The sequence below is a fragment of the Croceibacterium segetis genome (assembly GCF_011320115.1).
Lineage (GTDB): Bacteria > Pseudomonadota > Alphaproteobacteria > Sphingomonadales > Sphingomonadaceae > Croceibacterium_B > Croceibacterium_B segetis.
Genome location: NZ_JAANOZ010000003.1, coordinates 100,040 through 124,896, shown reverse-complemented (window position 1 = coordinate 124,896; position 24,857 = coordinate 100,040). Strand labels below are relative to the sequence as shown.

Genomic DNA, 24,857 nt, shown 5'->3' with positions numbered 1-24,857 from the left:
GACGACCGGAACACGAAAGGGCGGTCCCGCGGGGCCGCCCTTTTCGTTTGTAACTCGTGACTAGAGCAATGGCGTCGGCTCGCCGAGCAGCGGCCGGTCGAGCGCCGCCGGAAGACCGTGCCGTTCACCGGCCGCTTCCGCCCAGGCCCGCGCTTGCTCGATCTCTCTCTCGAGCCGCCGCATGGCCTCGGCCTCGCGCGCCGTCCGCACCTCCGGATCGTAATCGAGCGCGGGATTCTTCGAGTAGGAACGGAACAGTTCGCCCGCGGAGATCTGCCGCGCTTCGACGTCCGACATATCGAGTTCCAATAGACCGGCGGCCGCGAGAACCGTCTCAGCGGGCCGGTCGAACAGCATCGAAGCCTCAAGGCTGCGCACGCCGGCATATGTTTGGAGCAAGCTCTCGAACGCCTTCATCTGGGTGAACCATAAGGCGGCCGCCTTTTCCGCCGCGGTCTGCGGTGGGGCCACAGCAGAATAACGACTCTCGCCGATGCGCAGCTCGGCGAAGACATTCTCCGTCCAGCGAACGTGCCCATCGGTTCGCAGAATCGCAGCGACGTAGTTGGCAAGCGGGAAATGAAGCATGATCGCGGGTGCGAGCGGGTCGAGCGCAAGGACCCGTGCGGCGATGAAGTTCACCGGGACGTTGGCCTTGACGATAACCGGCCGATCAGCATGCCAACGCTTGCCGAGCATCGCCACCACGAAGCGCAGCAGGGCGGGCGCGGGGCCGGTCGCCGAAGGATCATTCGCCCCCGCCATGACGCCCAGTTGGCGCAACACCGCCGGCTCTCGCAGAACCAGCGAGCGGTCGGGGTGGTCGAGAGCGCGCGCCAGCAGCGTCGAGCCGCATTGCGCCACATGGAATATCCACCCGATCCTGCGCACCGGCAGCGCGTCCGGCGTGGCTTCGGCCAGGAGCCGATCGATGGGCACGCGAAAGTTGGGCCGGCCGCCGTGTCGGATGCGGCCGTCGACGAAGATCGACTTGGCGATGTCCTCCCGCGTCATCGTCTGGAAGACCGCATGTTTGCCGTCGATCTGGTGCAAGAAGAGCGCGGGGTCGCCGAACAGATCCTGCAGCGTCACGGCCATCGGGAGGACCTAGCACGAGCGCGGCCGATCATCTATCCTCCACCGATGGGGGAGAACGAAACCGGCCCGCTGATTGTCATCGAGGGGCACGGAACCGGGCTCGAACAAGCCGATTCCGCAGCAATACGCGCGCTGCTGGAAGACCGTGGCGCAGTCCTCCTGCGCGGATTTGCCACCACCGTTGAAGGTTTTGCCGCGCTCGGTCACTCCCTCTGCGCGACTTCGGTTTTCAACGAGAGCCCGCACCGCGAAATATTGGGCGACGGAGTTCGGGTGCAGTCGGTCAATCTCGGCGCCGACCCCTTTCCGCTCCATCCCGAACTGGCTCGCGAGCCGTGGCGGCCCGACCTGGCGATGTTCGCGTGCCTTGATCCCCCAAGCGTCGGCGGGCAAACCAACGTCTGTGACGGGATCGCCATCGCCGACAACTTGCCGGCCGAGGTGCGCCGCGTGCTCGAAGGCAAGCGGCTGTTCTACATCCGTCCGGCCTCGCCCGAGTTGCTGCGCTACTGGTTGGGCACGGAGCAACCGGACGACGCCCTTCTGGCCGATCCACCAGCAACTTGTCCCTACTGGTTTCGGCGCGCACGTGACGGAATCGTGCGCGGGTTCACTCGACCGGCCCTCGAACCGACGCTGTTTCAGGATCAGCCGGCGTTCGCCAATTTCCTGCTGTTTGCCCGCGACTACCTGGGTATTGCGCGCATTCCGCTGCTCGAGGGCCAGGTCTTCGATGACGACATGGTCGACGCGATCCGCAGCGCCGCCCGCTCGCTGACCTATTCGCACCGCTGGCGGCAAAGCGACGTGGTGCTGCTCGACAACAGTCGCTTCATGCACGGCCGGAGGGCGATCGCGGAAACGTCGGAACGCCGCATCGCCACCTATTTCGGTTACCTCAAGGGCATCGGCAGGCGCGCAGGCGAGCCGTTCGAGCCGATCTGGCGCCGCGAGACTTTCATCCCGCCGGAAAAGCCGAACGAGAGTTGAGCCGTCAGTTGCGGTATTCCCGGCGGAACCGCGCGGCGAACGCGGCGAAGCTCCCGGCCATAATGGCCTCGCGCATCGAGCGCATCAATTCCTGGTAAAACATCAGGTTATGTTCGGTAGTTAGCATCGCGCCTAGCATTTCGCCGGATTTGACGAGATGATGCAGGTAGGCGCGCGAATAGCTGGTGCATGTCGGGCACGGGCAGCGCTCGTCGAGCGGCGACGAGTCCTCCGCATGGCGCGCGTTGCGCAAGTTGAGCGGGCCGGACCAGGTGAAGGCCTGCCCGTTGCGGCCTGAGCGCGTCGGCAGCACGCAATCGAACATGTCGACCCCGCGCATGACCGCGCCGACGAGGTCGTCGGGCTTGCCGACCCCCATCAGGTAGCGCGGGCGATCGGCGGGAAGCTGGCCGGTGGCGAAGTCGAGCGTGGCAAACATCGCCTCCTGCCCCTCGCCCACGGCGAGGCCGCCGATGGCGTAGCCGTCGAAGCCGATGGCGGTGAGCGCCTGCGCGCTTTCGAGCCGCAACTGCTCATCGAGCGCGCCTTGCTGAATACCGAACAGCGCCGCGCCGGCGGCATGTTCCTCGCCGCCGTCGAACGCTTCCCGGCTGCGCCTGGCCCAGCGCATCGACAGCTCCATCGATCGGGCAATCTCGTCGCGCGGACGGTCGGTGCGCGGGCATTCGTCGAACGCCATGACGATGTCGGAGCCGAGCAGCCGCTGGATTTCCATCGAGCGCTCAGGGGTGAGCATGTGCTTGCTGCCGTCGAGGTGGCTGCGGAATTCGACTCCCTTTTCGGTCAGCTTGCGCAGCTCGCTGAGGCTCATCACCTGGTAACCGCCGCTGTCGGTCAGGATCGGGCGCGGCCAGTTCATGAACTTGTGCAGTCCGCCGAGCCTGGCCACGCGCTCCGCTCCGGGGCGGAGCATCAGGTGATAGGTGTTGCCGAGGATGATGTCGGCGCCGGTCGCTTGCACCGCCTCGGGTTTCATAGCCTTGACGGTCGCCGCGGTGCCGACCGGCATGAACGCCGGCGTGCGGATCTCGCCCCGGCGCATGGCAATGCGGCCGGTGCGAGCCTTGCCGTCGGTTGCCTCTACGCTGAAGGCGAAGCGCGGGGCTTCAGAAGCCATAGACCATCGTAAAACGAGTCATGGTGTCGATCGAGACGCCCTGCGGCGGCGGGTTGCTGTCGTAGTTGAGGGCATAGGACAGCCGTGTGCTGAGCCGGTCGCTGATCTTCGCCTCGAGCCCGCTATTGAGCGCGAGCGTGGTGTTATCCGAATCGACGATCAGGGTGGCGCTGCCGCCGGTCTCGGCGACCATGTTGGCGTTCTGCGTGAAAGTCAGCCGCGGGTTGATCTTCCAGTCGAGGTCGAAACCGGCGAGGCCGCCGAGATGGTTTTCCGCATCGCCATCCACCAGCTCCGTGCGGCGGAACACCGGACCGGCCTTGGCCGAGAGCTTCAAGTCGGGCGAGGAGATCACGTTGTAGCCCAGCCCGCCCGAGAGCGAATAGCGCGAGGCGAAGCCCTGGATCGTGTCGCGCTCGTACTGCGCCAGGCCGAAGGTGAACAAGTCTGGGCTCACCCTGACTCGCGGCTCGTAGGCAAAGAGATAGCGCTCGCGCGAGGTGCGCCCGTTACTGCGCTGGTAGTCGACCGTCGCGGTCAGCTTGTGCTGCCAGTCGATGCCCTTGCGGTCGAGATTGAGCGCCAGCGACACGCCGACGTCGTGACTGTTGCCGGAGGACTGGAAGGCACCGACCTGGCCTTTGCCGTGCCAGTTGTCGAGGAGGCCGGCGGTGCGGATTTCCTGTTCCTTGCGCGCCCTCTCTGCGGCTTCGCGGCTCGCGACTTGCTGGCGGAACGCGCTATCGAGGGAATCGATCTCCGCAACGTCGCCGGGATTGGTCTGTTTGGCGATCTCGACCACCGTTGCGACCTTGGCCTTGTCGCCGGTGGCGATGGCGGCCTCGATCATCGCCCGCACCGGATCGGGCAAGGCGGCCTCGGCGGCCGTGCTCTGCAGCGCGAGAATGAACATGGCCGCGCAAAGGGTGGGCTTGGCAATTGTCATACATTTACTTGCTAGCGCGTCATTCGCGCAGCCGCCAGCCCGTACGGAAGATGAACCCGATAACACCGACGCACAGTACGACGAACCCCACAGTGCATGCGAGCGACAGGCCGATCGGCACGTCCGACCCGCCCATGAAGGTCCAGCGCAGGCCGCTGATCAGGTAGAAGATCGGGTTGAACTGGGCGACCGTGCGCCACGGCTCGGCCAGCATCTTGATAGAATAGAACGTGCCGCCAAGGAATGTCAGCGGGGTGAGGATCAGCAACGGCACGATCTGCAGCTTCTCGAACCCGTCCGCCCATAGGCCGAGGATGAAGCCGAACAGCGCGAATGCCGAGGCGACGAGGACGATGTAGCCCGCCGCGTAGAACGGGTGGGCGACCGAGTAGTCGACGAACAGCATCGCCGTGAGCATGATGATCCCGGCGATGATCAGCGATTTCATCGCCGCGGCGCCGACGAAGCCGACCAGGGTCTCGAACACGCCGACCGGCGCGCTGAGCAGCTCGTAGATCGCGCCGGTGAAACGCGGCATGTAGATGCCGAAGCTGGCGTTGGAAGTGCTCTCGCTCAGCAGCGTCAGCATGATCAGGCCGGGCACGATGAAGGCGCCGTAGGTGGATCCGCCGAACTGGCTGGGGTCCATTCGGCTGCCGATCGCTGCGCCGAAGACGACGAGATAGAGCGAGGTCGTCAGCACTGGCGACAGGATCGAACCGAACGCGGTGCGGAAGAACCGCAGCAATTCGTTGGTGAAGATGGCGATCGCGCCGCGAAGGTTCATGCCGCGCCTCCCTCGCGCCCGTCGACGAGGTCGACGACGATGTCTTCGAGCGTCGATTCCCGCGTGTCGACTTCTTCGAACATGATGTCCTGCCGCACCAGCAGGCGCAGCACCTCGGCGATTTCGCGCTTGCCCTTGCCGGTGCCGTCGCCGCCACGATAACGCAGGGTACGGCCTTCGTCCTCCAGGCTGAGCGGGAATTCGCCCAACGCCGGGGGCAGTTCGCTCATCGGCGCGCCGAGGATGATGCGCGCCTCGGTACGGCCGAGCTTGGCCATGATCGCGTCCTTGTCGTCGACCAAGAGCAGCTTGCCCTTGTTGATCACCCCCACGCGGTCGGCCATTTCCTGGGCCTCCTCGATGTAGTGGGTGGTGAGGATGATCGTCGTGCCCTGGTCGCGCAGCGCGCCGATCTGCCGCCACATGTCGCGCCGCAGCTCGACGTCGACGCCGGCGGTCGGCTCGTCGAGGAACAGCAGCTCGGGATCGTGGCTCAGCGCCTTGGCGATCATCACCCGGCGCTTCATCCCGCCCGACAGCTCGCGGATCTTCACCTCGCGCTTGTCCCACAGGCTGAGCGAGCGGAGCACTTCCTCGAGCCGCGCCTTGTTCGGCGGATAGCCGAACATCCCGCGCGAATACTCGACCGAATGGTCGACCCGGGCGAACATGTCGAACGCCAGCTCCTGCGGCACCAGGCCGATGCGCCGGCGGACCGAGCGCCAATGGCTCTTCACGTCCTCGCCGAATGCGCGGATCGTGCCCTCCGTTGGACGCACCAACCCGCAGACCGCGCCGATCAGCGTCGTCTTGCCGGCGCCGTTGGGGCCAAGCAGCGCGAATATCTCGCCCCGGCGAATGTCGAGATCGACTGAATCGAGCGCGCGCACGCCGCCCTTGTAAGTCTTCGATAATCCACGAAGCTCGAGAATCGGTCCGTCCACCGGCGGGACATTGGCGGCGCCCCGTTGGATTGCAAGGGTCAGGGCAATAGCAGTGACGAATCGCCGTAGCTGTAGAAGCGGTATTCCTGCTCGATCGCGTACGCGTAAGCCGACCGCATCCGCTCGAGGCCCATCAGCGCACTGACCAGCATGAACAGCGTCGACTTGGGCAGATGGAAGTTGGTCATCAGCCCGTCGATGGCGCGAAATTCGTAGCCGGGGGTGATGAAGATCGCGGTGTCGCCTTCGAACGGGCGGATCGTCCCAAGTTCGTCGGCGGCGCTTTCGAGCAGGCGAAGGCTGGTCGTACCGACGGCGATCAGCCGGCCGCCCGCGGCGCGCGCGGCGTTGAGCCGGTCGGCGGTGGCGGCGTCGATACGGCCCCATTCGGAATGCATCCGGTGGTCCGCGGTGTCCTCGGCCTTCACCGGCAGGAAAGTGCCGGCGCCGACGTGGAGGGTCAGCGTTTCGCGGCCGATACCGGCCTCGTCGAGAGCGGCCAGCAACGCCGGAGTAAAGTGCAAAGCGGCAGTCGGCGCGGCGACCGCACCGTCCTCTCGTGCGAACAGGGTCTGGTAATCCTCGCGATCCTGTTCGTCGGTGGCGCGTTTGCCGGCAATGTAGGGCGGCAGCGGCATCGTGCCGGCGCGCTCGAGCAGGACTTCGACCGGCTCCTCGCCGCCGAACGCCAGGGTGAAGCTGCCGTCGGCGTGCCGTTCCTCGGCGACGGCTGTGACGTCCTGCGAGAAATCGATCCGGTCGCCGGGCTTGAGGCGCTTGGCGTTGCGGACGAAGGCCTGCCAGCGGCGCAAGTCGAGCCGCTTGTGCAGCGTTGCGCCGACCTTGGCCTCGCCGCGGCGGCCCTCGAGCTGCGCCGGGATCACCCGGGTGTCGTTGAGCACCAGCACGTCACCGCGGCGCAGAAGATGCGGCAAGTCGCGCACCGTGCTGTCCGCGAAGGGTTTGTCGGCTTCGATGACCAGCATCCGCGCTGCATCGCGCGGGCGCGCCGGCCTCAGCGCAATGCGCTCGGGAGGTAAATCGAAATCGAAAAGATCAACGCGCATCGCGCGCGTTACTGGCCGCCCTCGGCCTGCCGCGGCGAGGCGCCGTCGGCGGGCGTCGGCGCAGCGTTGTCGTTCGCCGCCACCGGCAGCTTCTCCTGCGCGGTGAACTTCGGCGGCTTGTTTTCCGAGGCGAGCGAAGCCTGGGCGATATAAGTCGGATTCTCCGGAGGCTCACCGCGCTGGATCGCGTCGACCGCAGCCATGTTGGAGATCACCCGGCCGAAGTTGGTGTAGTTCCGATCAAGACCGAAGCGAGGATAGAAGACAATGAAGAACTGGCTGTTGGCGCTGTCTTCCGACTGCGCGCGGGCCATGGAGACGGTCCCGCGGACATGCGGCATGGGGTTGAACTCGGCCTTGAGGTCGGGCAGCGGCGAACCGCCCTCGCCTGTGCCCGTCGGGTCGCCGGTCTGCGCCATGAAGCCATCGATCACGCGGTGGAAAATGATCCCGTCGTAAAACCCTTGCCGCACGAGCGTCTTGATCCGCTCGACATGCTGGGGCGCCCACTGCGGCATCAGCCGGATGGCGACGCGCTGGCCGTTGGACAAGTCGAGGTAAAGGATGTTGTCCGGGTCGTGCGTCAGGTCGAAATCGACCGGCGGCAGGCCGACGACAGGTGCGGCGGCAACCTCTTCCGACTTGAAGCGAGTGGCGTCGGGGTTTTCTTCCTTGCCCCCCTTTTCCTGGGCAAAGGCGGCAGCCGGCGCGAGTATCAGCGAAAGCGCAAGCGCCGCGCGGGCAATAATCTTGATCATTGTTGGTCCATCAACCCCAGAACGTCGAGCCGCCGCCCTATCGGCATCGCGCTGACGCTGCAATGAACGATTAGTAATCGCCGCGCCGACCGAGCTTCTGGACCCGATCGACGATTTGCTCACGCACTTCGGGGCTGACGAAGGGTGCGATATCCCCGCCGAGCAGCGCGATTTCCTTGACCAGGCGCGAGGCGATCGGTTGCAGCGAGACATCGGCCATCAGGAATACCGTCTCGACCGCCGGATCGAGCTGCTGGTTCATCCCGGCCATCTGGTACTCGTATTCGAAGTCCGCCACCGCACGCAGCCCGCGGATCAGCACGGTCGCCTGCTTCCTCTGCGCCCACTTGACCAGCAGCGCGTTGAAGCCCTCGACATCCACGTTCTCGATGCCGAGCCGCGCGACTTCGGCGCGCACCATCTCGACCCGTTCGGCGGGGGAGAACATCGGGTCTTTCGAGGGGTTGGTGGTGACCCCGACGATGAGCCGGTCGACCAGCTTGGCGCCCCGGCGGATGATGTCGGCGTGGCCGAGGGTGATCGGATCGAAGGTGCCCGGATAGAGGCCGATGCGTTCACTCACCTGTCCCGCTCCACAATGAACCGCGCCAGCGCGCGCAGGATGTCGGCTTCCTCGCCATGCCCGGCCAGATGGCCGACCGCCTGCTCGGCCAGCGCCTGGGCCTGGTGGCGGGCTTTGTCGGCGCCCATCAGCGAGACGAACGTCGCCTTGCCCCGGTGCGTGTCCTTGCGCAGCGACTTGCCGGCCTTGCCCTCGTCGCCGTCATAATCGAGCAGGTCGTCGGCGATCTGGTAAGCCAGGCCGATGTCGCGCGAGTAGGCCCGCAAGTGCGCCCTGCCCTCTTCCGGACAGCGGCCGAGGATCGCGCCCATCTCGACCGCGGCGCCGAGCAAGGCCCCGGTCTTGAGCTGCTGCAGCCGGGTGACGGTGTGGAGGTCGAACTGGCGCTCGCCGGCGACGATGTCCATCATCTGCCCGCCGGCCATCCCGCTGGCGCCGCTTGCCGCCGCCAGGGTTTGGACGAGCTCGGCGCGAATGAACGAATCGCCGCTGATCTCGGGCATCGAGAGAATCTCGAAGGCCAGCGCGTGGAGCGAATCCCCGGCGAGCACCGCGGTCGCCTCGTCGAACGCGCGGTGCACCGTCGCCTTGCCGTGGCGCATGTCGTCGTCGTCCATGCATGGCAGATCGTCGTGGATCAGCGAGTAGGCGTGGATCGCCTCGATCGCGCAGGCGGCGCGCACGGCCGGCTCGCGCGCAACGCCATAGATGTCGGCGGTGGCGACGAGCAGCAGCGGACGCACCCGCTTGCCGCCGCCGATCGCGGCATAGCGCATCGCTTCGACCAGACGCGCGCGGGCATCGTCGGGAATCGGCAGCAGGGCATCGAAGGTGACGTCGACTTCACGCTGGACCCGTTCGAACGCTCGCGCGAGGGGGCTGTCGGCGAGGCGCAGGCCCATGTCAGGCCTCGAAGGGCTCCGTGCCGACCGCTTTGCCGTCGGGCCCGGCAACGATCTTCTCGATCCGCGCCTGCGCCGCGTCGAGCCGCGCCTGGCAATGCTTGCGGAGCAGCTCGCCGCGTTCGTAGAGGCTTATCGAATCGTCGAGCGGGACCTCGCCGGTCTCCAGCTTGCGCACCACTTCCTCGAGCGCCTTCAGGGCATCCTCGAAGGTCATCTGCGAAAGATCGGGTCCCTGGTCGTCCATTCGCGGAGCAATGACGGGGACAGGCGAGCGGGTCAAGCGTGGCGGGGCTAGCGGGACTCGGCGGCCATCGCTAAGGGCCGCAGCCATGCCCCAAAGCACCGTGAGCATCACCCCCGAGATCGTCGCCGAGCACGGTCTCTCGCCGCAGGAATACGCGGTGATCGAAGACCGGTTGGGCCGCGCGCCGAACCTCGTCGAGCTGGGCATCTTCTCGGTGATGTGGTCCGAGCACTGCAGCTACAAATCGAGCCGCATCCACCTCAAGAAGCTGCCGACCGAGGCGCCGTGGGTGATCTGCGGCCCGGGAGAAAACGCCGGGGTAATCGATATCGGCGAGGGCCAGGCGGCGATCTTCAAGATGGAGAGCCACAACCACCCGTCGTACATCGAGCCGTACCAGGGCGCGGCGACGGGCGTCGGCGGCATCCTCCGCGACGTGTTCACGATGGGCGCGCGCCCGGTGGCCAACCTCAACGCCTTGCGCTTCGGACGGCCCGATCATCCGAAGATGAAGCACCTCGTCGCGGGGGTCGTGGAAGGCATCGGCGGCTACGGCAACTGCGTCGGCGTGCCGACCGTCGGTGGCGAGACCAACTTCCACCGCGCTTACGACGGCAACATCCTGGTCAACGCGATGACCGTCGGCGTCGCCGAGCAGGACAAGATCTTCTATTCGGCCGCCACCGGCCTCGGCAATTCGATCGTCTACGTCGGATCGAAGACAGGCCGCGACGGCATCCACGGCGCAACGATGGCCAGCGCCGACTTCGCCGAGGACGCCGACGCCAAGCGCCCGACCGTGCAGGTCGGCGACCCGTTCACCGAGAAGCTGCTTATCGAAGCCTGCCTCGAGCTGATGGCGACCGACGCGATTGTCGCCATTCAGGATATGGGCGCAGCGGGCCTGACCTCCTCGAGCGTCGAAATGGCCAGCAAGGGCGGCGCCGGCATCCGCCTCGACATGGACAAGGTGCCGTGCCGCGAAGAAGGCATGACTCCCTACGAGATGATGCTCAGCGAGAGCCAGGAGCGCATGCTCATGGTCCTCAAGCCCGGCCGCGAAGGCGAGGCCGAGGCGATCTTCAAGAAGTGGGAGCTCGATTTCGCGGTGATCGGCGAAGTCACCGACACCGGGCACATGGTGCTCGAATGGCAGGGCGAGGTCGTGTGCGACATTCCGCTCGGCCCGCTCGCCGACGACGCCCCGCTGTACGACCGCCCCGCAGTCTCGAAGGACGATTACCGCGCCTGGGCAGGGGTCAAGCCGCTCGAGGATGTTCCCGAGAGCAACGACATCGGCGCCGACCTGCTCAAGCTGATGGGTACGCCCGATCTTGCGAGCCGCGCGTGGATCTGGCGGCAGTACGACAGCCAGGTCATGGGCGACACGCTGCAGCTCTCGGGCGGCGACGCGGCGGTCGTTCGCGTGCACGGCAAGCGCAAGGCGCTGGCGATGACCACGGATTGCACCCCGCGCTATTGCTACGCCAACCCCTACGAAGGCGGCAAGCAGGCCGTCGCCGAAGCTTACCGCAACCTGTCAGCAGTCGGCGCCAAGCCCTTGGCAATCACCAATTGTCTCAACTTCGGCAACCCCGAGCGGCCCGAGATCATGGCCCAGTTCACCGGCTGTCTCGAAGGCATGGGCAACGCCTGCCGCGCGCTCGACTTCCCGATCGTGAGCGGTAACGTCAGCCTCTACAACGAGAGCAAGGCGACCGGAGGAGGCAGCGCGGTCCTCCCCACTCCGGCGATCGGCGGCGTCGGTATTCTCGACGACTATTCGACAATGGCGACGATCGGCTTCAAGGCCGAAGGCGAAGCGATCTACCTGATCGGCTCAGAGCCGTGGGCGACTCCGCACCAGGAGCGCGGCCATCTCGGCCAGTCGCTCTGGCTGCGCGAAATCCACGGCCGGGAGGAAGGCGATGCGCCGCATGTCGACCTGACGCTGGAAAAGAACTCGGGCGAGTTCGTCCGCGAGCTTATCGCGGCCGGCCTTGTCAGCGCGGTGCACGACGTCTCGGACGGCGGCCTGGCGATCGCGCTGGCGGAAATGGCGCTGGCAAGCGGCCTCGGAGCCGAGACCATGGCGCATGAAGGCTATTCGCCAGCCGAGTGGTGGTTCGGCGAGGACCAGGGCCGCTATGTCGTCACCGTGCCCGACCTCGACGCCTTCCAGCGTCAGATCGCCAGGGGAACACGCAACGCCGATACGGCGTCCTCCGGCCTTCGCCGGATCGGCACGGTCGGCGGCTCGAGCTTGTTCGGCGTCGCCCTCGCCGATCTTCGCGCCGCGCACGAAAGCTTCTTCCACGACTGGATGGAAGCCTGAGAGCGCCCATCGGCGCTCAACAGCTTTCGGTCGAAGCGATCTTCCCTAAAGGGTGTTAGCCGAGTAATACACCTCGGAGGCGCCGGGGGTGGCGCATCCGGGGGACCACACATGGCTACGACCAACGGCGATCGCATCCTGACACTCGACCTAATCCGCGGATTTGCGGTGATGGGCATCCTTTCGGTCAACATCGTCGGCATGGCGATGATCGAGGACGCCTATTTCTACCCGCCGGCCTACGGCTTCCATTCGGACGGCGACAAGCTGATGTGGGCGCTCAACTCGATCTTCGTCGACGGGCGCTTCCGGGCGCTGTTCTCGATGCTCTTCGGCGCTTCGCTGACGCTCGTCGTCACGCGGGCGGTCGAGGCGGGCAAGAAAGGCTGGCAAGTCCACTATCCGCGGATGATCGCGCTGCTGCTGTTCGGCTGCATCCACTACTATGTGCTGTGGTGGGGCGACATCCTGATGAACTACGCGCTCGTCGGCATGATCGCCTATCTCTTCTGGCGGTTGAGACCCTCGCTGCTGGTGCTGGCGGCAATCGTCGCGCTTGGGCTTTCCTATGTGCCGCCGGTCATTTTCGGCCTGACGCAGATTCACAAGATCGCGGAAGGCATGCAACCCGGCGCCCCGCCCGCGCTCCAGGCCAAGGCGAAGCGCGCTTTCGCGCAAATCACCCCTGCCCCGGCGGAGATCGAGCGAGACAAGCGCGAGCATGACAGCCTGGCTGCGCACATCCGGGCCTCGACCCAAGGCGAGACGGCGCTCGAACCATGGACCTCGGTTTACGGCTACGGCATCGAAACGCTGGGTTTGATGCTGCTCGGAATCGCCCTCTTCAAGTCCGGCTTCCTGACCGGCGACTGGACGAGGCGCAGCTACGTCATCGTCGCCGCGACCTGCCTCGGAGGCGACCTGTTGATACAGGCTTACGCGGCTTACGTGTCCGTGAAGTCCAACTTCGATCCGTTTACGTTCATGCCCTGGACGCGAATCTACCTCAATCCGCTGCACGCGATCGGCGCCATCGGTTACGCGGCGCTGATCATGCTGGTGTTCAGTCAGCGCAGCGCCGTGGCCGATCGCTTTGCGGCGGTCGGCCGGGCGGCGTTCACCAACTACCTCGGCTCGACGATCATCGGCACGCTGCTGTTCTATGGCACCTTCGGCGGGCTCTACGGCCAGCTCTCGCGCGGCCAGGTGTGGCTGTTCGTTCCGGTCATCTGGGGCGTGATGCTGCTGTGGTCCAAGCCATGGCTCGACCGCTACAACTACGGTCCGTTCGAATGGGCCTGGCGGAGCCTGGCGCGGTGGAAGCTGCAGCCGATGCGCAAGGGCTCGCGATCGCCGGTGCTCGCCGAGGCCTAAGCCGCCACCCAGTCGTGCTCGGGAATCTCGAGCAGCTTGAGCAGCGCAGTCAGGTCGCCGCGGTCGAGCCAGCCATTGGCCGCGGCTCGAGCCTTGGGCTTGGCGCGGAAGGCGACGCCGTAAGTCGCCGCCGCGAGCATCGGAATGTCGTTGGCGCCGTCGCCCGTGGCGAGGCTGACGGCGTTGTCGCCGTGTCGTGCCATTTCCTCGCGAAGCGCCGCTTCCTTCGCCGGCGCGCCGGTGATCGCACCGACGAGGCCGCCGGTGAGCTTGCCTTCGTGCACGGCCAGCCGGTTGCCGATCACCCGCTCGAAGCCGATCTGCTCGGCCACCGGATCGGCGAAGTGGTGGAATCCTCCCGTCACCAGTACGGTCCGGCAGCCGTGCGCCTTCAGCGTCGCGACGAGCGCTCGCGCGCCGTCCATCGGGACGATCCGTTCGGCAAGGCATCGCGCGATTGCGGTTTCCTCCAGCTCGGCCAGCAGCCCAACCCGCTCGCGCAGCGCAGATTCGAAATCGAGCTCGCCCAGCATCGCCCGCTCGGTGATCGCGGCGATCTGCGGCTTGATGCCGGCGTAATCGGCCAGCTCATCGATGCATTCCTGGCCGATCATCGTCGAATCCATGTCCGAAACGAACACGTCGGGGATGCGAAACGGCTCGCGGGCAATGATCGCGTCGGAGGGCGCGAAATAGTCGTCGATGACCCGCCGCAGGAGCGCGATGTCGTCGCCGGGCAGCATCAGCTGGAGCACTTCGCTCCAGTGATCCAGCATCACCGCCTCGGCGATCGGCATCCCGGCGGCGTCCAGCGCCGCGCTCGCCGCATCGACGCGTCTTTCGAGCGTGTCGAGGTCTGCTATCAGGCGGGCGATGAGCAAGGGAAAGTCTCCGGTAAAAGCGGTCGCGCTCATTGCAGGGCCGACCGCCAGCGGCAAGAGCGATCTCGCCGTTGGGCTGGCGCTCGCGCTTGAGGAGCGTGGCCGGCGCTGCGTGGTGATCAACGCGGACAGCGCGCAAGTCTATCGCGACCTTCGCGTGCTCAGCGCCCGCCCCACCGAAGCCGACATGCGCGGCATCGAGCACCGCCTGTTCGGCGAATGGGACGGCGCCGAACCCTGTTCCGCCGCCGACTGGGCCGCGCGCGCCAAGCGCGAGATCGAAGACGCGCAGCTCGCGGGCTTGCTGCCGATTCTTGCCGGCGGGACCGGTCTCTACATCCGTACGCTGCTGGACGGCATTGCGCCCGTCCCGCGGATCGATCCGTCGGTGCGCGAAGCGGTGCGCGCCCTCCCCGTCGAGGATGCTTACGCCGCACTCGAAGCCGAGGATTCCGAGCGCGCCGCCGCCCTGAACGCAAGCGACACCACTCGCATCGCGCGAGCGCTCGAAGTGGTCCGCTCGACCGGCAAACCGCTGACGCACTGGCAGCACCGGCGTGTCGGCGGGATCGGCGAGGCGGTCGAGTTACACCCCCTGATTCTGCTGCCGTCGCGGGAGACGCTTTATGCGCGGTGCGATGCGCGGTTCGAGCGGATGCTGGAGAACGGAGCGATCACCGAGGTCGAGACGCTTCTCGCGCGCAACCTCGACCCTGCCCTCCCCGTCATGCGCGCGATCGGTGTTCCGGAGATCGCCGGCTATCTGCGCGGCGACTGGCCGCGCGAGGAGGCGCTCGCCCGCGGCCGACAAGCGACGCGCAACTATGCCAAGCGCCAATACACCTGGTTTCGCCGCCAGCCGCCGCAAGATTGGCCTCGGTGTGAGTCCGAGAGTTGCGATATCTCAGCTTATTTTGAAACTTTATTCTGATTTTAACGGTTGACATGACATAAACTGTCACTTAGCAGCCGGTTCGACAGGAGGGCTTGCCCTCCGCCGAGTTGGAGAGGAGAGACCCGGCACGACGCAGATCGTGCCGGGTCGCTTTTTTCCCGGGTTCGCAAGCAAAGAAGGAACTGTCCGTGTCCGAGGAGCGCAGCGGGGCTGCGATATTGGTCGAATGCCTGGTCCGCCAGGGTGTCGAATTCGTCTTCGGCTATCCCGGCGGCGCGGTGCTGCCGATCTATGACGAATTGTTCGGCGACCACCGGCTGCGCCACATCCTCGTGCGGCACGAAGCCGGCGCGGCGCACGCCGCCGAAGGCTATGCCCGCTCGACCGGCAAGCCGGGCGTCGTCCTCGTCACCTCGGGCCCCGGCGCGACCAACGCGATCACCGGCATCGCCGACGCGTTCATGGATTCGATTCCGCTGGTGGTCATCACCGGGCAGGTCGCGACAAACCTGATCGGCACCGACGCCTTCCAGGAAGCCGACACCATCGGCCTGACCCGCCACTGCACCAAGCACAACTACCTGGTGAAGGACCCCGCCGAGCTCGCCGCGACGATCGACGAGGCGTTCGAGATTGCCACCACCGGCCGCCCCGGCCCGGTCCTGGTCGACATCCCCAAGAACGTCCAGGTCGCCACCGCGCCGATGAGCGACGTGCCGGCGCAGCGCCCGCAGCGCTATCGCCCGCGCACGACCGCCGCGGCCGAGGAGATCGCCGAGGCCATCGCCCTGCTGGAGAAGGCGGAGCGCCCGATCTTCTACACCGGCGGCGGGGTGATCAACTCCGGCCCGCGGGCGAGCGAATTGTTGCGCGAGCTGCAGACTCTGACCGGCGCCCCCGTCACCTCGACGCTCATGGGCCTCGGCGCGTTCCCCGCCGATCATCCAGAGTGGCTCGGGATGCTCGGCATGCACGGCACGTTCGAAGCCAACATGGCCATGAATCAGTGCGACCTGATGGTGAACATCGGCGCCCGCTTCGACGACCGGGTGACCGGCCGGCTCGACGCGTTCTCGCCGGACTCGACGAAGATCCACATCGACATCGACCGCGCCTCGATCAACAAGGTCGTGCCGGTCGACCTGCCGATCGTCGGCGACTGCGCGACGGTGCTCGAGCAGCTGGTCGAGGTCTGGGGCAACCGCCAGCCGCGCGACCTTTCGGCATGGAAGGCGCAAATCGACGACTGGCGAACGCGCGATTCGCTCGCCTACCCCCAGCGCAAGGGCCCGATCATGCCGCAGCTCGCGGTCGAGCGGCTGTTCGCCCTCACCCACGAGCGCGATCCGATCATCACCACGGAAGTCGGCCAGCACCAGATGTGGGCGGCGCAGTACTTCGGCTTCGTCAAGCCCAACCGCTGGCTGACCAGCGGCGGGCTCGGCACGATGGGCTACGGCATGCCGGCGGCGATTGGCGCGCAGCTCGGCAATCCGGGCAAGCTGGTGATCGACATCGCCGGCGAAGCCTCGATCCAGATGAACATTCAGGAGATGGGCACGGCCAGCCAGTTCCGCCTGCCGATCAAGGTGTTCATCCTCAACAACGAGTACATGGGCATGGTTCGCCAGTGGCAGGAGCTGACTTACGAGAGCCGCTATTCGAACTCCTATTCGGACAGCCTGCCCGATTTCGTCGCGCTCGCCGAAGCCTATGGCTGGAAAGGCATCCGCATCGAGGACCAGGCCGACCTCGACGCCTCGATACAGGCGATGATCGACCATGACGGGCCGGTCATGGTCGATTGCCGGGTGTCGCAGGAAGCCAACTGCTTCCCGATGATCCCCAGCGGCGCGGCGCACACCGAAATGCTGCTTTACGGCGACCAGGTCGAAGGCACGATGGACGACGAAGCGAAGGCCCTGGTGTGATGAAGATCCATCCCACCGAGTCCGAGCGTCACGTGCTGACGGTCACCGTCGATAACGAGGCCGGCATCCTGGCCAAGATCGCCGGCCTGTTCACCGCGCGCGGCTACAACATCGACAGCCTGACCGTGGCCGACATCAGCGAGGACCACGCGGTCAGCCGCATCACCATCGTCACCAACGGCCCGCCGCCGGTGATCGACCAAATCATGGCACAGCTCGACCGCCTGGTGCCGGTGCACAAAGTCATCGACCTCACCGAAGCCGGGCCGCACGTCGAGCGCGAGCTGGCGCTGGTCAAGGTTCGCGGCACCGGCGCGGCGCGCGGCGAAGCGCAGCGCATCGCGGATGCGGCGGGCGCGCGGGTGATCGACACCACGGAAGAAAGCTTCGTGTTCGAGCTGACCGAAACGAGCGACCGGATCGACAGCTTCGTCTCGCAGATGCGCGAGCACGGGTTGGTCGAAGCGGCCCGCTCGGGCGTCGTCGGCATGATGCGCGGGACCGAAGGGGCTTAAACGAGTTTGACATCGCGCGCCGTCCCGGGCTTGACCCGGGACCGCTGGCCGCCAGGCGGCGCGCATCCGACAGCGATCCCGGATCAAGTCCGGGATGACGAGAAAGAGCGAATGCCATGAAAGTGTACTACGACGCCGACGCCGACCTGAACCTGGTCACGGGCAAGAAAATCGCCGTGCTCGGCTATGGCAGCCAGGGCCATGCCCACGCGCAGAACCTGCGCGATTCGGGCGTCAAGGACGTGGCCATCGCGTTGCGCCCCGGATCGGCCAGCGCCAAGAAGGCAGAGGGCGCCGGCTTCAAGGTCATGTCGAACTCCGACGCGGCCGGCTGGGCCGATATCCTGATGATCCTCGCCCCCGACGAGCACCAGGCGGCGATCTGGGAGAACGACATCAAGGGCAAGATGCGCCCGGGCAGTGCTCTCGCCTTCGCCCATGGGCTCAACATCCACTTCGGCCTGATCGAGCCGCCGGCCGACATCGACGTCATCATGATCGCCCCCAAGGGTCCCGGCCACACCGTGCGCGGCGAATATCTCAAGGGCGGCGGCGTGCCGTGCCTGATCGCCGTCCACCAGGACGCCAGCGGCAACGCCCATGACGTCGCCCTCGCCTACGCCAGCGGCGTCGGCGGCGGCCGCTCGGGGATCATCGAGACGAACTTCAAGGAAGAGTGCGAGACCGATCTGTTCGGCGAGCAGGCGGTGCTGTGCGGCGGCATCACCCACCTGATCCAGGCCGGGTTCGAGACGCTGGTCGAGGCAGGATATGCGCCGGAGATGGCCTATTTCGAGTGCCTCCACGAGACCAAGCTGATCGTCGACCTGCTCTACGAAGGCGGCATTGCCAACATGCGCTATTCGATCAGCAACACCGCCGAATACGGCGACATCACTTCGGGCCCGCGCGTGATCACGCCCGAAACCAAGGCCGAAATGAAGCGCATCCTCGCCGACATCACCTCGGGCCGGTTCGTGAAGAACTTCGTGCTCGACAACCGCGCCGGCCAGCCCGAGCTCAAGGCCGCCCGCAAGGCCGCCGCGGCGCACCCGATCGAGCAGACCGGCGCCGCCTTGCGCGCGATGATGCCGTGGATCAGCGCCAACAAGCTGGTCGACCAGGACAAGAACTGAGCGGAACATCGCTTCGGCGGCACCGTTTTTACGCGGTGCCGCTGGAGACAACGATGACCGCCAAGCCCTGCATCGCCTTGCTGAGCGCGGCATTGGCCGTGACCGCGTGCCAGAAATCCTCCGAAGTCAGCCCCGTCGAGCAGGCAACGTCCGAACCGGTCACTACCGAGGTCACACCGCCGCCACCCGCCACCACGGCTGCCACGCCGCTTCCAGATCACTCGACGAGCGTCTCCGTCACCCCCGAGGCCACGCCCTGCGGTGCAGAGAAGCTGCAGAATTACCTGAACCTGCTGCCGACCTCGACCGCCAAGGACGAGATCGCCCGCACGGTGGGGCACGATCGCGTCCGCTACGTTCCCCTTGAGCAGGAGAAAGCCGAGGCGGCGCCCACCTCGATGCGGGTGACTGCCGGTGTCGGCGTCGACGGGCGGATCAAGGAATTCACCTGCGGCTGAGGCCTATCGACACATGCCACCGCCCCCGGCATAGGCGGCGGCGCAATGGACAAGCTTGCCGAGATATGCGCCGTGAAGCGTGAAGAAGTCGCCGCCCGCAAAGGGCTGGCGACCCTCGACGATCTCGACCGCGCAGCCGCTTCGGCGGGCGCACCCCGCGGGTTTCGCCTCTCGCTGGAGGCCAAGGCAAGAACGGGCTTCGGGCTGATCGCGGAGATCAAGAAGGCCTCGCCCTCCAAAGGATTGATCCGCGCCGATTTTCGTCCTGCCGAGCACGCCATTGCCTATCAGCGCGGCGGCGCCGCCTGTCTCTCCGTCTTGACCGACGAGCCGTTCTTCCAGGGCCACGAGGATTACCTGATGGACGCCCGTGCCGCGTGCGATCTGCCGGTGCTGCGCAAGGATTTCATGGTCGACCCGTGGCAAGTCGCGGAATCCCGCGCGATCGGCGCGGATGCGATCCTCATCATCGTCGCCGCGCTCGGTGACATGGAGATGGCCGAGATCGAGGCGGCCGCGCTCGAGCGCGGCATGGACGTACTCGTCGAAGTCCACGACGAAACGGAGCTCGAACGCGCGGCGCGCCTGCGCTCGCGGCTGATTGGCGTCAACAACCGCGACCTCAAGACCTTCCGTACCGACCTTGCGACGACCGAGCGCCTCGCTCCGCTGGCGCCCGAGGGTGCCTTGCTGGTGGCGGAGAGTGGCATTAACCGCCACGCCGACCTCGAACGCCTCGCCAAAGCCGGTGTGCGCTGCTTCCTCGTCGGCGAAAGCCTGATGCGGCAGGATGACGTGGAGGCCGCGACGCGCCAATTGCTCGGCCACTGAACCGTTCTGGCGCAGCGCGGCATTAACGCCTAAGCATTCGACCGAGTCACTGGGGGGGAACATCATGGGCGGCCTGTTCAACACCGTTTTCAAGATCGTCAGCACTCTTCTCGGCGTGCTGATGGTATGCCTCGGCGGAGTGTGGATTCTCCAGGGCCTCGACATCGCCTTCCAGGGCGGCAGCTTCATGGCCGGCGACCCGAAGTGGGCGGTCTATGGCGCCATATTGGCGTTGTTCGGGGTGGGCCAGGCGATTTGGAGCGTCACCCGCCGCTGATACTCGGGGCTGTCCTACAAGCCCTCGATCTGCCATGAGAGCGGGATGATCTCGCCCGCCCAACCGCAGAATTCCGCCGTTTCCAGCCGGTTCTCGCAGCACGCGAGACTGTGCCATGGACCGTGTCAGGGTTGTCAGGCGCGTGTAAACTTCGCAGCCTTCCGATGAGCAGACTGACCCACCTCGATTCGCAGGGTGCGGCGCGGATGGTCGACGTCGGCGGCAAGCCGGAGACCGCGCGCTCGGCAACCGCGACGGGGCGCATCCGCATGTCCGTGGAGGCACTGGAAGCCGTGCGCGAAGGCAGCGGGGCCAAGGGCGATGTGCTCGCCGCGGCGCGCATTGCCGGAATCATGGCCGCCAAGAAGACCGGCGAACTGATCCCGCTCTGCCATCCGCTGTCGCTCGACGCCGTGAGTGTTGCCTTCGCCTTCGAAGACGGCTCGGTACGCGCCACCGCCACCGCCTCCCTGACCGGCCGGACCGGTGTGGAAATGGAAGCCATGACAGCTACTTGTGTGGCGCTTCTGACAATCTACGACATGGCCAAAGCGCTCGACAAGGGCATGGTGATCGAGGAAGTGCGCCTGCTCGAAAAGACCGGCGGGAAGAGCGGCGCCTGGCGTGCCGCGGAATGAGCTTGCCGCCGCCGCGTCCGCTTGCCGAGGCGCAGGAGCGGCTGCTGGCGCAAGTCGAGGCTCTCGCTGCCGAAACGGTTGCCGCCGAGCGCGCCATCGGCCGCCGCCTCGCCGCTCCCCTGCTCGCCGCACGCACCCAGCCCGCCGCCGATCTTTCGGCAATGGACGGCTATGCCATGCGTGCCGATGACGTCACCGGGCCGTGGAAGGTCGTCGGCGAAAGCGCCGCGGGGCATCCGTTCGACCGGGAGCTTGGCACCGGCGAGGCAATCCGCATCTCGACCGGTGCGATGATGCCACCCGGCAATGGCGTCATGCTGCTGCAGGAGAACGCCGCGCGCGAGGGCGACACGGTTTCGCTCAACGGCGAAGGCGAGCCGACTGCGCGCCATATCCGCCGCGCCGGGTTCGACTTCCGTCACGGCGACGAGGTGCTCGCTGCCGGAGTCCGCATCGGACCCGCGCAACTGGCGCTGACGCTGGCTGCGGGGCATGCCGAACTGTCCGTCCACGCCCTCCCCTCGCTCGCCGTGCTCGACAGCGGCGACGAGCTGGCATCCGATCCCGCGGCCTGCGCCTCTCATCAGGTCCCCGCGAGCAACGGCGCGATGCTCGCGGCAATGGCCGCGCCGCACACATCGTCGATCCGGCGGCTCGGCCCTGTGCCGGACCGTCTCGAGGCGATACTCGCGGCGCTCGACAAAGCCGCCGATACGGATGTGATCGTCACCAGCGGCGGCGCCTCGGTCGGCGATCACGATCTCGTCCGACCCGCGCTCGAACAATGGGGTGCGGAGATCGACTTCTGGAGGGTGGCCATCCGGCCGGGGAAGCCGCTGCTGGTCGCCCGGCGCGGCCGGCAATGGGTGATCGGCCTGCCGGGCAATCCGGTATCGAGCTACGTCACCGCATTCCTTTTCCTGTTGCCGCTGCTGCGGGCGCTCGGCGGCGCGCGCGATCCGTTGCCGCGCCGGTTGGCGATGCGCCTGGGTAGTGCAGTGCCTCCGGCCGGCGACCGCACCGAGTTCGTCCGCGCGCGACTCGACGGCGATTCGCTGGTCCCGGTGGTCGAGCAGGACAGCAGCGCGCTGGCGGCACTGGCTCGCGCCGAGGCACTGATCGAACGCCCGGCGAACGCGCCCGCCGCCGAAGTTGGGGCCTTGGTGGCGGCCTATTGGCTCGAAAATGGCGCTAGCGCTTGACGGGCGTCCGGAAGTTGCCTAATTGTTCCGCGTTCGTTCCAAACTGGAACATCTGCCGGGGACCAGCGCCATGTTGACCGCCAAACAGCACGAACTCCTCCTGTTCATCCAGCGCAAGCTGGAAGAGACAGGCATCTCGCCTTCTTTCGAAGAAATGAAGGACGCGCTCGACCTCAAGAGCAAGTCGGGCGTGCACCGGCTGATCTCGGCGCTCGAGGAACGCGGATTCATCCGCCGCCTGCCCAACCGGGCTCGCGCGCTCGAGGTGACTCGCCAGCCCGAGGATGTCACGTCGGGCAAAAGGGCTCCGGCCAACGATCTGGTCTCGCGCGTGGCGATGCCGCCGAAAGCTGCACCTGCGCCCGCCAACGATATCATCGAGCTCCCGCTTCACGGCCGCATTGCCGCCGGTGTGCCGATCGAGGCGCTCGAAAGCGATCGCACCTTGCCGGTCCCCGCTGCTCTGCTCGGTGCCGGCGAGCATTACGCGCTCGAAGTTTCCGGCGACTCGATGATCGAGGCCGGCATCCTCGACGGCGACTTCGCACTGGTGAAGAAGACCGACACCGCTCGCGATGGCGAAATCGTCGTGGCCCTCGTCCGTGACGAAGAGGCAACGCTCAAGTACTTGCGCCGTGAAAACGGCATGGTCCGCCTCGACCCGGCCAACGGCGCCTACGATCCGCAGGTCTATCGGCCCGACGAGGTCAAGGTCCAGGGCAAGCTCGCCGGGCTTCTGCGCCGGTATCACTGACGAGCGCGCCACCAGCCATGTTCGCCTTCGCTTGAGGCGACGGTGGCGACGCGCGGCGGAGCGCTGAGGACGACCGACAAGCCGCCCGTCCGCGCCAGCAGCTTGCCGTCCGCGTTGAGCTGCTTGGGCAGGCACGTTCGCGGCAGCCAGCGGTCGGAGACGACGATATCGGCCCGCGCACAAGCTTGCGCCAGGACCGCCGCATCGACCTGGTAGCGGCTGCGGCTCATCAACAGGCGCCAGTCGCGTCCGGCTCGGTGAAGGGTCAACGAGCAGAAGTCGGCGTTGCACTCGGCGCCGGGCCATTGCGCCAATGCCAGCGGCTCGGCCTCGACGCCGGCTAGCTCCTTGAAGTTGTGGCGCGTGAACTCGCTGCGGCTGTCGCGCAGCAGCAGCAGTCGGCTGTCGGGCGCGACGATCGCGACGTTGCGGCCGTCGCCGGCGATCAGCAGGTCGGGCGCGGGCGTGGTCAGCAAGAGGGCGGTTGCCAGCACCGCAGGTGCGAAGCCCCACAGCCGAGCCCTGCCGCGCCACAGCGCCAGCCACAGGCCGCCGGCGACAAACAGCGCGAACGTGCCCCAGCCCATCTGCGGCATCAGCCTGACCGCTCCGGGCTGCGCAGCGGCGACGTGCGCTATCCACAGCATCAGTTCGAGCGACTTGCCGGCCAGCCACCACACCGGCGCGCCAAGCCCGACCAGATCGAGCACGAGCGCCAGCGCGATCAGCGGCATCGATCCGAAGGTTACCAGCGGGATCACCACCACGTTGGCGAACGCGCCGTAGATCCCGGCGCGGTGAAAGTGGAACAGCACGATCGGCATGAGCGCGATCTCGATGACCAAGCCGGTCAACAGCAGCATCGCCGCGTGCCGTCCTAGCCGCGTCAGCCACGCTTCCTCGCGCGGCGCGAGGAAGGCTCGCGCGGGCCTCGAAGCATGGAGCGCGATGATCGCGATCACCGCGGCGAAGCTCAACTCGAAGCTCGGTCCGGCGAGGGATTCGGGCCACAGCAGCAGGACGAAGATCGCCCCAACGGCGAGCATCCGCAGGCTCAGCGGTTCACGCCCCAGCGCCAGTGCGCCGAGCACCAGCACCGCGCCCACGCAACTGCGTACCGTCGGCACTTCGGCGCCGGTCAGCAGCGTGTAGCCGATCCCCGCCAACGCACCGATCCCCGCTGCGACCAGCGGCAGCCGCACGCGCAAGGTCAACCACGGCCACAGCGCGAACAAGGTTATCGCCAGGAAATAGGCGCCGGCGATCACCGCGCTGACGTGCAGCCCGCTGATCGACAGCAGGTGGGTCAATCCGGCGTCCCGCATCGCCTGCTCGTCGGCTTCCGAGATCGAGCCGCGGTCGCCGCTGGCAAAGGCGGCCGCGATGGCGCCCGGCGAGCCGCCCAACTGCGCCCGGACATGCTCCGACAGCCGCCGTTGCAGCGGAGCGAGGAACGGCGCGCCTTTGGCCGGCTGGAGTATTTCGACAGGTCCTTGCACACTCCCCGTGGCGGCATAGCCCTCGAACCACGCCGCCCGCGCGAAATCGTAGCCGCCGGGCAGCATCGGCGGAGCGGGCGGCATCAGCCGCGCCTTCAACCGGACGACCGCGCCTTCGCGCAGGCGGGAATCGTCCTGCTCGAGAGGCAGATTGACCCTGACCTTGATCGCCCGCCCAGTGCGCTCGCGCGTCGCCAGGACCAGCCGGATGCGGTCGTCGGCCGGCTGCTCGATCCGCTCGAGCACTTGGCCGGCGACGACCATCGAGCCGGGCCGCTCGATCGGCTCGGCGCCGACGAGCTCGGAGCGCGCCCAGATGAGCGCGACGCCGAAGGCCACGAGCAAACCCGTCCCCACGCAGGCAATAACGAGGTTGCTTCGCCCCTCCTGGCCGCGCCACAGCGCCAGTGCGCCGAGCGCGACGATCAGCCCGGCGGCCATTGTCGCGACCCACCACCCGGCACTCGGCAGCGCAAACCAGGCCGCGATTCCTCCGGCGAGGGCCACCGCCAGCCAAGGCCCGCGGTCGAATCCGGCACGCGCGAGAAAGCCTTCCGCCGCATCGGCCACGCTGGACAAGCGCGCGGCCTTTCGCCAAGGCGGCTGCTGCAACGCAGCATCGCCCGGTTCCTCCCCCAGCGGGACAAGCGGCGTCACGCGCGTGGCCATCG

The 24,857-nt window shown here is 66.8% G+C and carries 25 protein-coding genes; 13 read left to right on the top strand and 12 right to left on the bottom strand.

The features are described 5' to 3' along the window. Nucleotides 1–60: 60 nt before the first annotated feature. A complete protein-coding gene (locus G7B69_RS04260) occupies nucleotides 61–786 on the bottom strand; it encodes a hypothetical protein (protein ID WP_166176451.1) in 726 nt (241 codons plus the stop codon). 33 nt (nucleotides 787–819) lie between these two features. Here G7B69_RS04260 and G7B69_RS04255 point away from each other — a divergent pair, with 33 nt between their 5' ends. Continuing rightward, nucleotides 820–2,088 carry a TauD/TfdA family dioxygenase gene (locus tag G7B69_RS04255; protein WP_166176449.1) on the top strand — a complete coding sequence of 423 codons (1,269 nt, stop codon included), beginning with the start codon at nucleotides 820–822 and terminating at the stop codon, nucleotides 2,086–2,088. Nucleotides 2,089–2,092: 4 nt separating this feature from the next. Here G7B69_RS04255 and tgt read toward each other — a convergent pair whose 3' ends face one another. The 9 genes from tgt to G7B69_RS04210 form a co-directional block, all read right to left on the bottom strand. Then, on the bottom strand, nucleotides 2,093–3,226 hold the full coding sequence (gene tgt, locus G7B69_RS04250; RefSeq protein ID WP_166176447.1) for a tRNA guanosine(34) transglycosylase Tgt: 1,134 nt from the start codon (nucleotides 3,224–3,226) through the stop codon (nucleotides 2,093–2,095). Further along, nucleotides 3,216–4,139 carry a DUF481 domain-containing protein gene (locus G7B69_RS04245; protein ID WP_243415024.1) on the bottom strand — a complete coding sequence of 308 codons (924 nt, stop codon included), beginning with the start codon at nucleotides 4,137–4,139 and terminating at the stop codon, nucleotides 3,216–3,218. Before G7B69_RS04245 ends, tgt begins: the two co-directional genes overlap by 11 nt. 52 nt (nucleotides 4,140–4,191) lie before the next feature. Beyond that, entirely contained in the window at nucleotides 4,192–4,959 is a 768-nt protein-coding gene (locus tag G7B69_RS04240; protein ID WP_166176443.1) for an ABC transporter permease, read from the bottom strand. Further along, entirely contained in the window at nucleotides 4,956–5,903 is a 948-nt protein-coding gene (locus tag G7B69_RS04235) for an ABC transporter ATP-binding protein (RefSeq protein WP_166176441.1), read from the bottom strand. Before G7B69_RS04235 ends, G7B69_RS04240 begins: the two co-directional genes overlap by 4 nt. Before the next feature lie 38 nt (nucleotides 5,904–5,941). Further along, the gene (queA, locus tag G7B69_RS04230) at nucleotides 5,942–6,970 is read right to left on the bottom strand and encodes a tRNA preQ1(34) S-adenosylmethionine ribosyltransferase-isomerase QueA (protein ID WP_166176439.1); all 1,029 of its coding nucleotides are present in this window, start codon (nucleotides 6,968–6,970) and stop codon (nucleotides 5,942–5,944) included. An 8-nt stretch (nucleotides 6,971–6,978) separates the two neighbouring features. After that, nucleotides 6,979–7,728 (bottom strand): peptidylprolyl isomerase, encoded by a 750-nt coding sequence (locus tag G7B69_RS04225; RefSeq protein ID WP_166176437.1) that lies wholly within the window; start codon nucleotides 7,726–7,728, stop codon nucleotides 6,979–6,981. A gap of 70 nt (nucleotides 7,729–7,798) precedes the next feature. Further along, nucleotides 7,799–8,311, bottom strand: coding sequence for a pantetheine-phosphate adenylyltransferase (gene coaD / locus G7B69_RS04220; protein WP_166176435.1), 513 nt, complete (start codon nucleotides 8,309–8,311; stop codon nucleotides 7,799–7,801). Beyond that, complete coding sequence (locus G7B69_RS04215; RefSeq protein ID WP_166176433.1) at nucleotides 8,308–9,213, bottom strand: polyprenyl synthetase family protein; 906 nt, start codon at nucleotides 9,211–9,213, stop codon at nucleotides 8,308–8,310. The genes coaD and G7B69_RS04215 overlap by 4 nt, the downstream gene beginning before the upstream one ends. Nucleotide 9,214: 1 nt before the next feature. After that, a complete protein-coding gene (locus G7B69_RS04210; RefSeq protein WP_166176431.1) occupies nucleotides 9,215–9,460 on the bottom strand; it encodes an exodeoxyribonuclease VII small subunit in 246 nt (81 codons plus the stop codon). A gap of 85 nt (nucleotides 9,461–9,545) precedes the next feature. On the opposite strand from G7B69_RS04210, the gene purL reads away from it, so the two are divergent. Both purL and G7B69_RS04200 read left to right on the top strand, forming a co-directional pair. Beyond that, entirely contained in the window at nucleotides 9,546–11,795 is a 2,250-nt protein-coding gene (gene purL, locus G7B69_RS04205) for a phosphoribosylformylglycinamidine synthase subunit PurL (RefSeq protein ID WP_166176429.1), read from the top strand. A gap of 111 nt (nucleotides 11,796–11,906) precedes the next feature. After that, nucleotides 11,907–13,169: a DUF418 domain-containing protein gene (locus G7B69_RS04200; RefSeq protein WP_166176427.1), complete on the top strand. Its 1,263-nt coding sequence runs from the start codon at nucleotides 11,907–11,909 to the stop codon at nucleotides 13,167–13,169. Here the strand turns inward: G7B69_RS04200 and serB are convergent. Continuing rightward, nucleotides 13,166–14,083 (bottom strand): phosphoserine phosphatase SerB, encoded by a 918-nt coding sequence (gene serB, locus G7B69_RS04195; protein ID WP_207785948.1) that lies wholly within the window; start codon nucleotides 14,081–14,083, stop codon nucleotides 13,166–13,168. The two genes, G7B69_RS04200 and serB, sit on opposite strands and share 4 nt — an antisense overlap. On the opposite strand from serB, the gene miaA reads away from it, so the two are divergent. From miaA to lexA, 10 genes are all read left to right on the top strand, one after another. After that, nucleotides 14,043–14,981: a tRNA (adenosine(37)-N6)-dimethylallyltransferase MiaA gene (miaA, locus tag G7B69_RS04190; RefSeq protein ID WP_166176425.1), complete on the top strand. Its 939-nt coding sequence runs from the start codon at nucleotides 14,043–14,045 to the stop codon at nucleotides 14,979–14,981. The two genes, serB and miaA, sit on opposite strands and share 41 nt — an antisense overlap. Before the next feature lie 152 nt (nucleotides 14,982–15,133). After that, nucleotides 15,134–16,876 carry a biosynthetic-type acetolactate synthase large subunit gene (gene ilvB, locus G7B69_RS04185; RefSeq protein ID WP_166176423.1) on the top strand — a complete coding sequence of 581 codons (1,743 nt, stop codon included), beginning with the start codon at nucleotides 15,134–15,136 and terminating at the stop codon, nucleotides 16,874–16,876. Next, nucleotides 16,876–17,391, top strand: coding sequence for an acetolactate synthase small subunit (gene ilvN / locus G7B69_RS04180; RefSeq protein WP_166176421.1), 516 nt, complete (start codon nucleotides 16,876–16,878; stop codon nucleotides 17,389–17,391). The genes ilvB and ilvN overlap by 1 nt, the downstream gene beginning before the upstream one ends. Nucleotides 17,392–17,507: 116 nt before the next feature. Further along, the gene (ilvC, locus tag G7B69_RS04175; protein ID WP_166176419.1) at nucleotides 17,508–18,527 is read left to right on the top strand and encodes a ketol-acid reductoisomerase; all 1,020 of its coding nucleotides are present in this window, start codon (nucleotides 17,508–17,510) and stop codon (nucleotides 18,525–18,527) included. 53 nt (nucleotides 18,528–18,580) lie between these two features. Beyond that, nucleotides 18,581–18,985 carry a hypothetical protein gene (locus G7B69_RS04170; protein ID WP_166176417.1) on the top strand — a complete coding sequence of 135 codons (405 nt, stop codon included), beginning with the start codon at nucleotides 18,581–18,583 and terminating at the stop codon, nucleotides 18,983–18,985. A gap of 45 nt (nucleotides 18,986–19,030) precedes the next feature. Next, on the top strand, nucleotides 19,031–19,816 hold the full coding sequence (gene trpC, locus G7B69_RS04165; protein WP_166176415.1) for an indole-3-glycerol phosphate synthase TrpC: 786 nt from the start codon (nucleotides 19,031–19,033) through the stop codon (nucleotides 19,814–19,816). A gap of 64 nt (nucleotides 19,817–19,880) precedes the next feature. Next, nucleotides 19,881–20,093, top strand: coding sequence for a hypothetical protein (locus tag G7B69_RS04160; RefSeq protein ID WP_166176413.1), 213 nt, complete (start codon nucleotides 19,881–19,883; stop codon nucleotides 20,091–20,093). Nucleotides 20,094–20,257: 164 nt separating this feature from the next. Further along, nucleotides 20,258–20,731 (top strand): cyclic pyranopterin monophosphate synthase MoaC, encoded by a 474-nt coding sequence (gene moaC, locus G7B69_RS04155; protein ID WP_166176411.1) that lies wholly within the window; start codon nucleotides 20,258–20,260, stop codon nucleotides 20,729–20,731. Then, a complete protein-coding gene (locus G7B69_RS04150; protein ID WP_166176409.1) occupies nucleotides 20,728–21,933 on the top strand; it encodes a molybdopterin molybdotransferase MoeA in 1,206 nt (401 codons plus the stop codon). Before moaC ends, G7B69_RS04150 begins: the two co-directional genes overlap by 4 nt. Nucleotides 21,934–22,003: 70 nt before the next feature. Continuing rightward, nucleotides 22,004–22,687 carry a transcriptional repressor LexA gene (gene lexA, locus G7B69_RS04145; protein WP_166176407.1) on the top strand — a complete coding sequence of 228 codons (684 nt, stop codon included), beginning with the start codon at nucleotides 22,004–22,006 and terminating at the stop codon, nucleotides 22,685–22,687. Here the strand turns inward: lexA and G7B69_RS04140 are convergent. Beyond that, nucleotides 22,681–24,855: a ComEC/Rec2 family competence protein gene (locus tag G7B69_RS04140; protein ID WP_166176405.1), complete on the bottom strand. Its 2,175-nt coding sequence runs from the start codon at nucleotides 24,853–24,855 to the stop codon at nucleotides 22,681–22,683. The two genes, lexA and G7B69_RS04140, sit on opposite strands and share 7 nt — an antisense overlap. Between the last annotated feature and the right edge of the window lie 2 nt (nucleotides 24,856–24,857).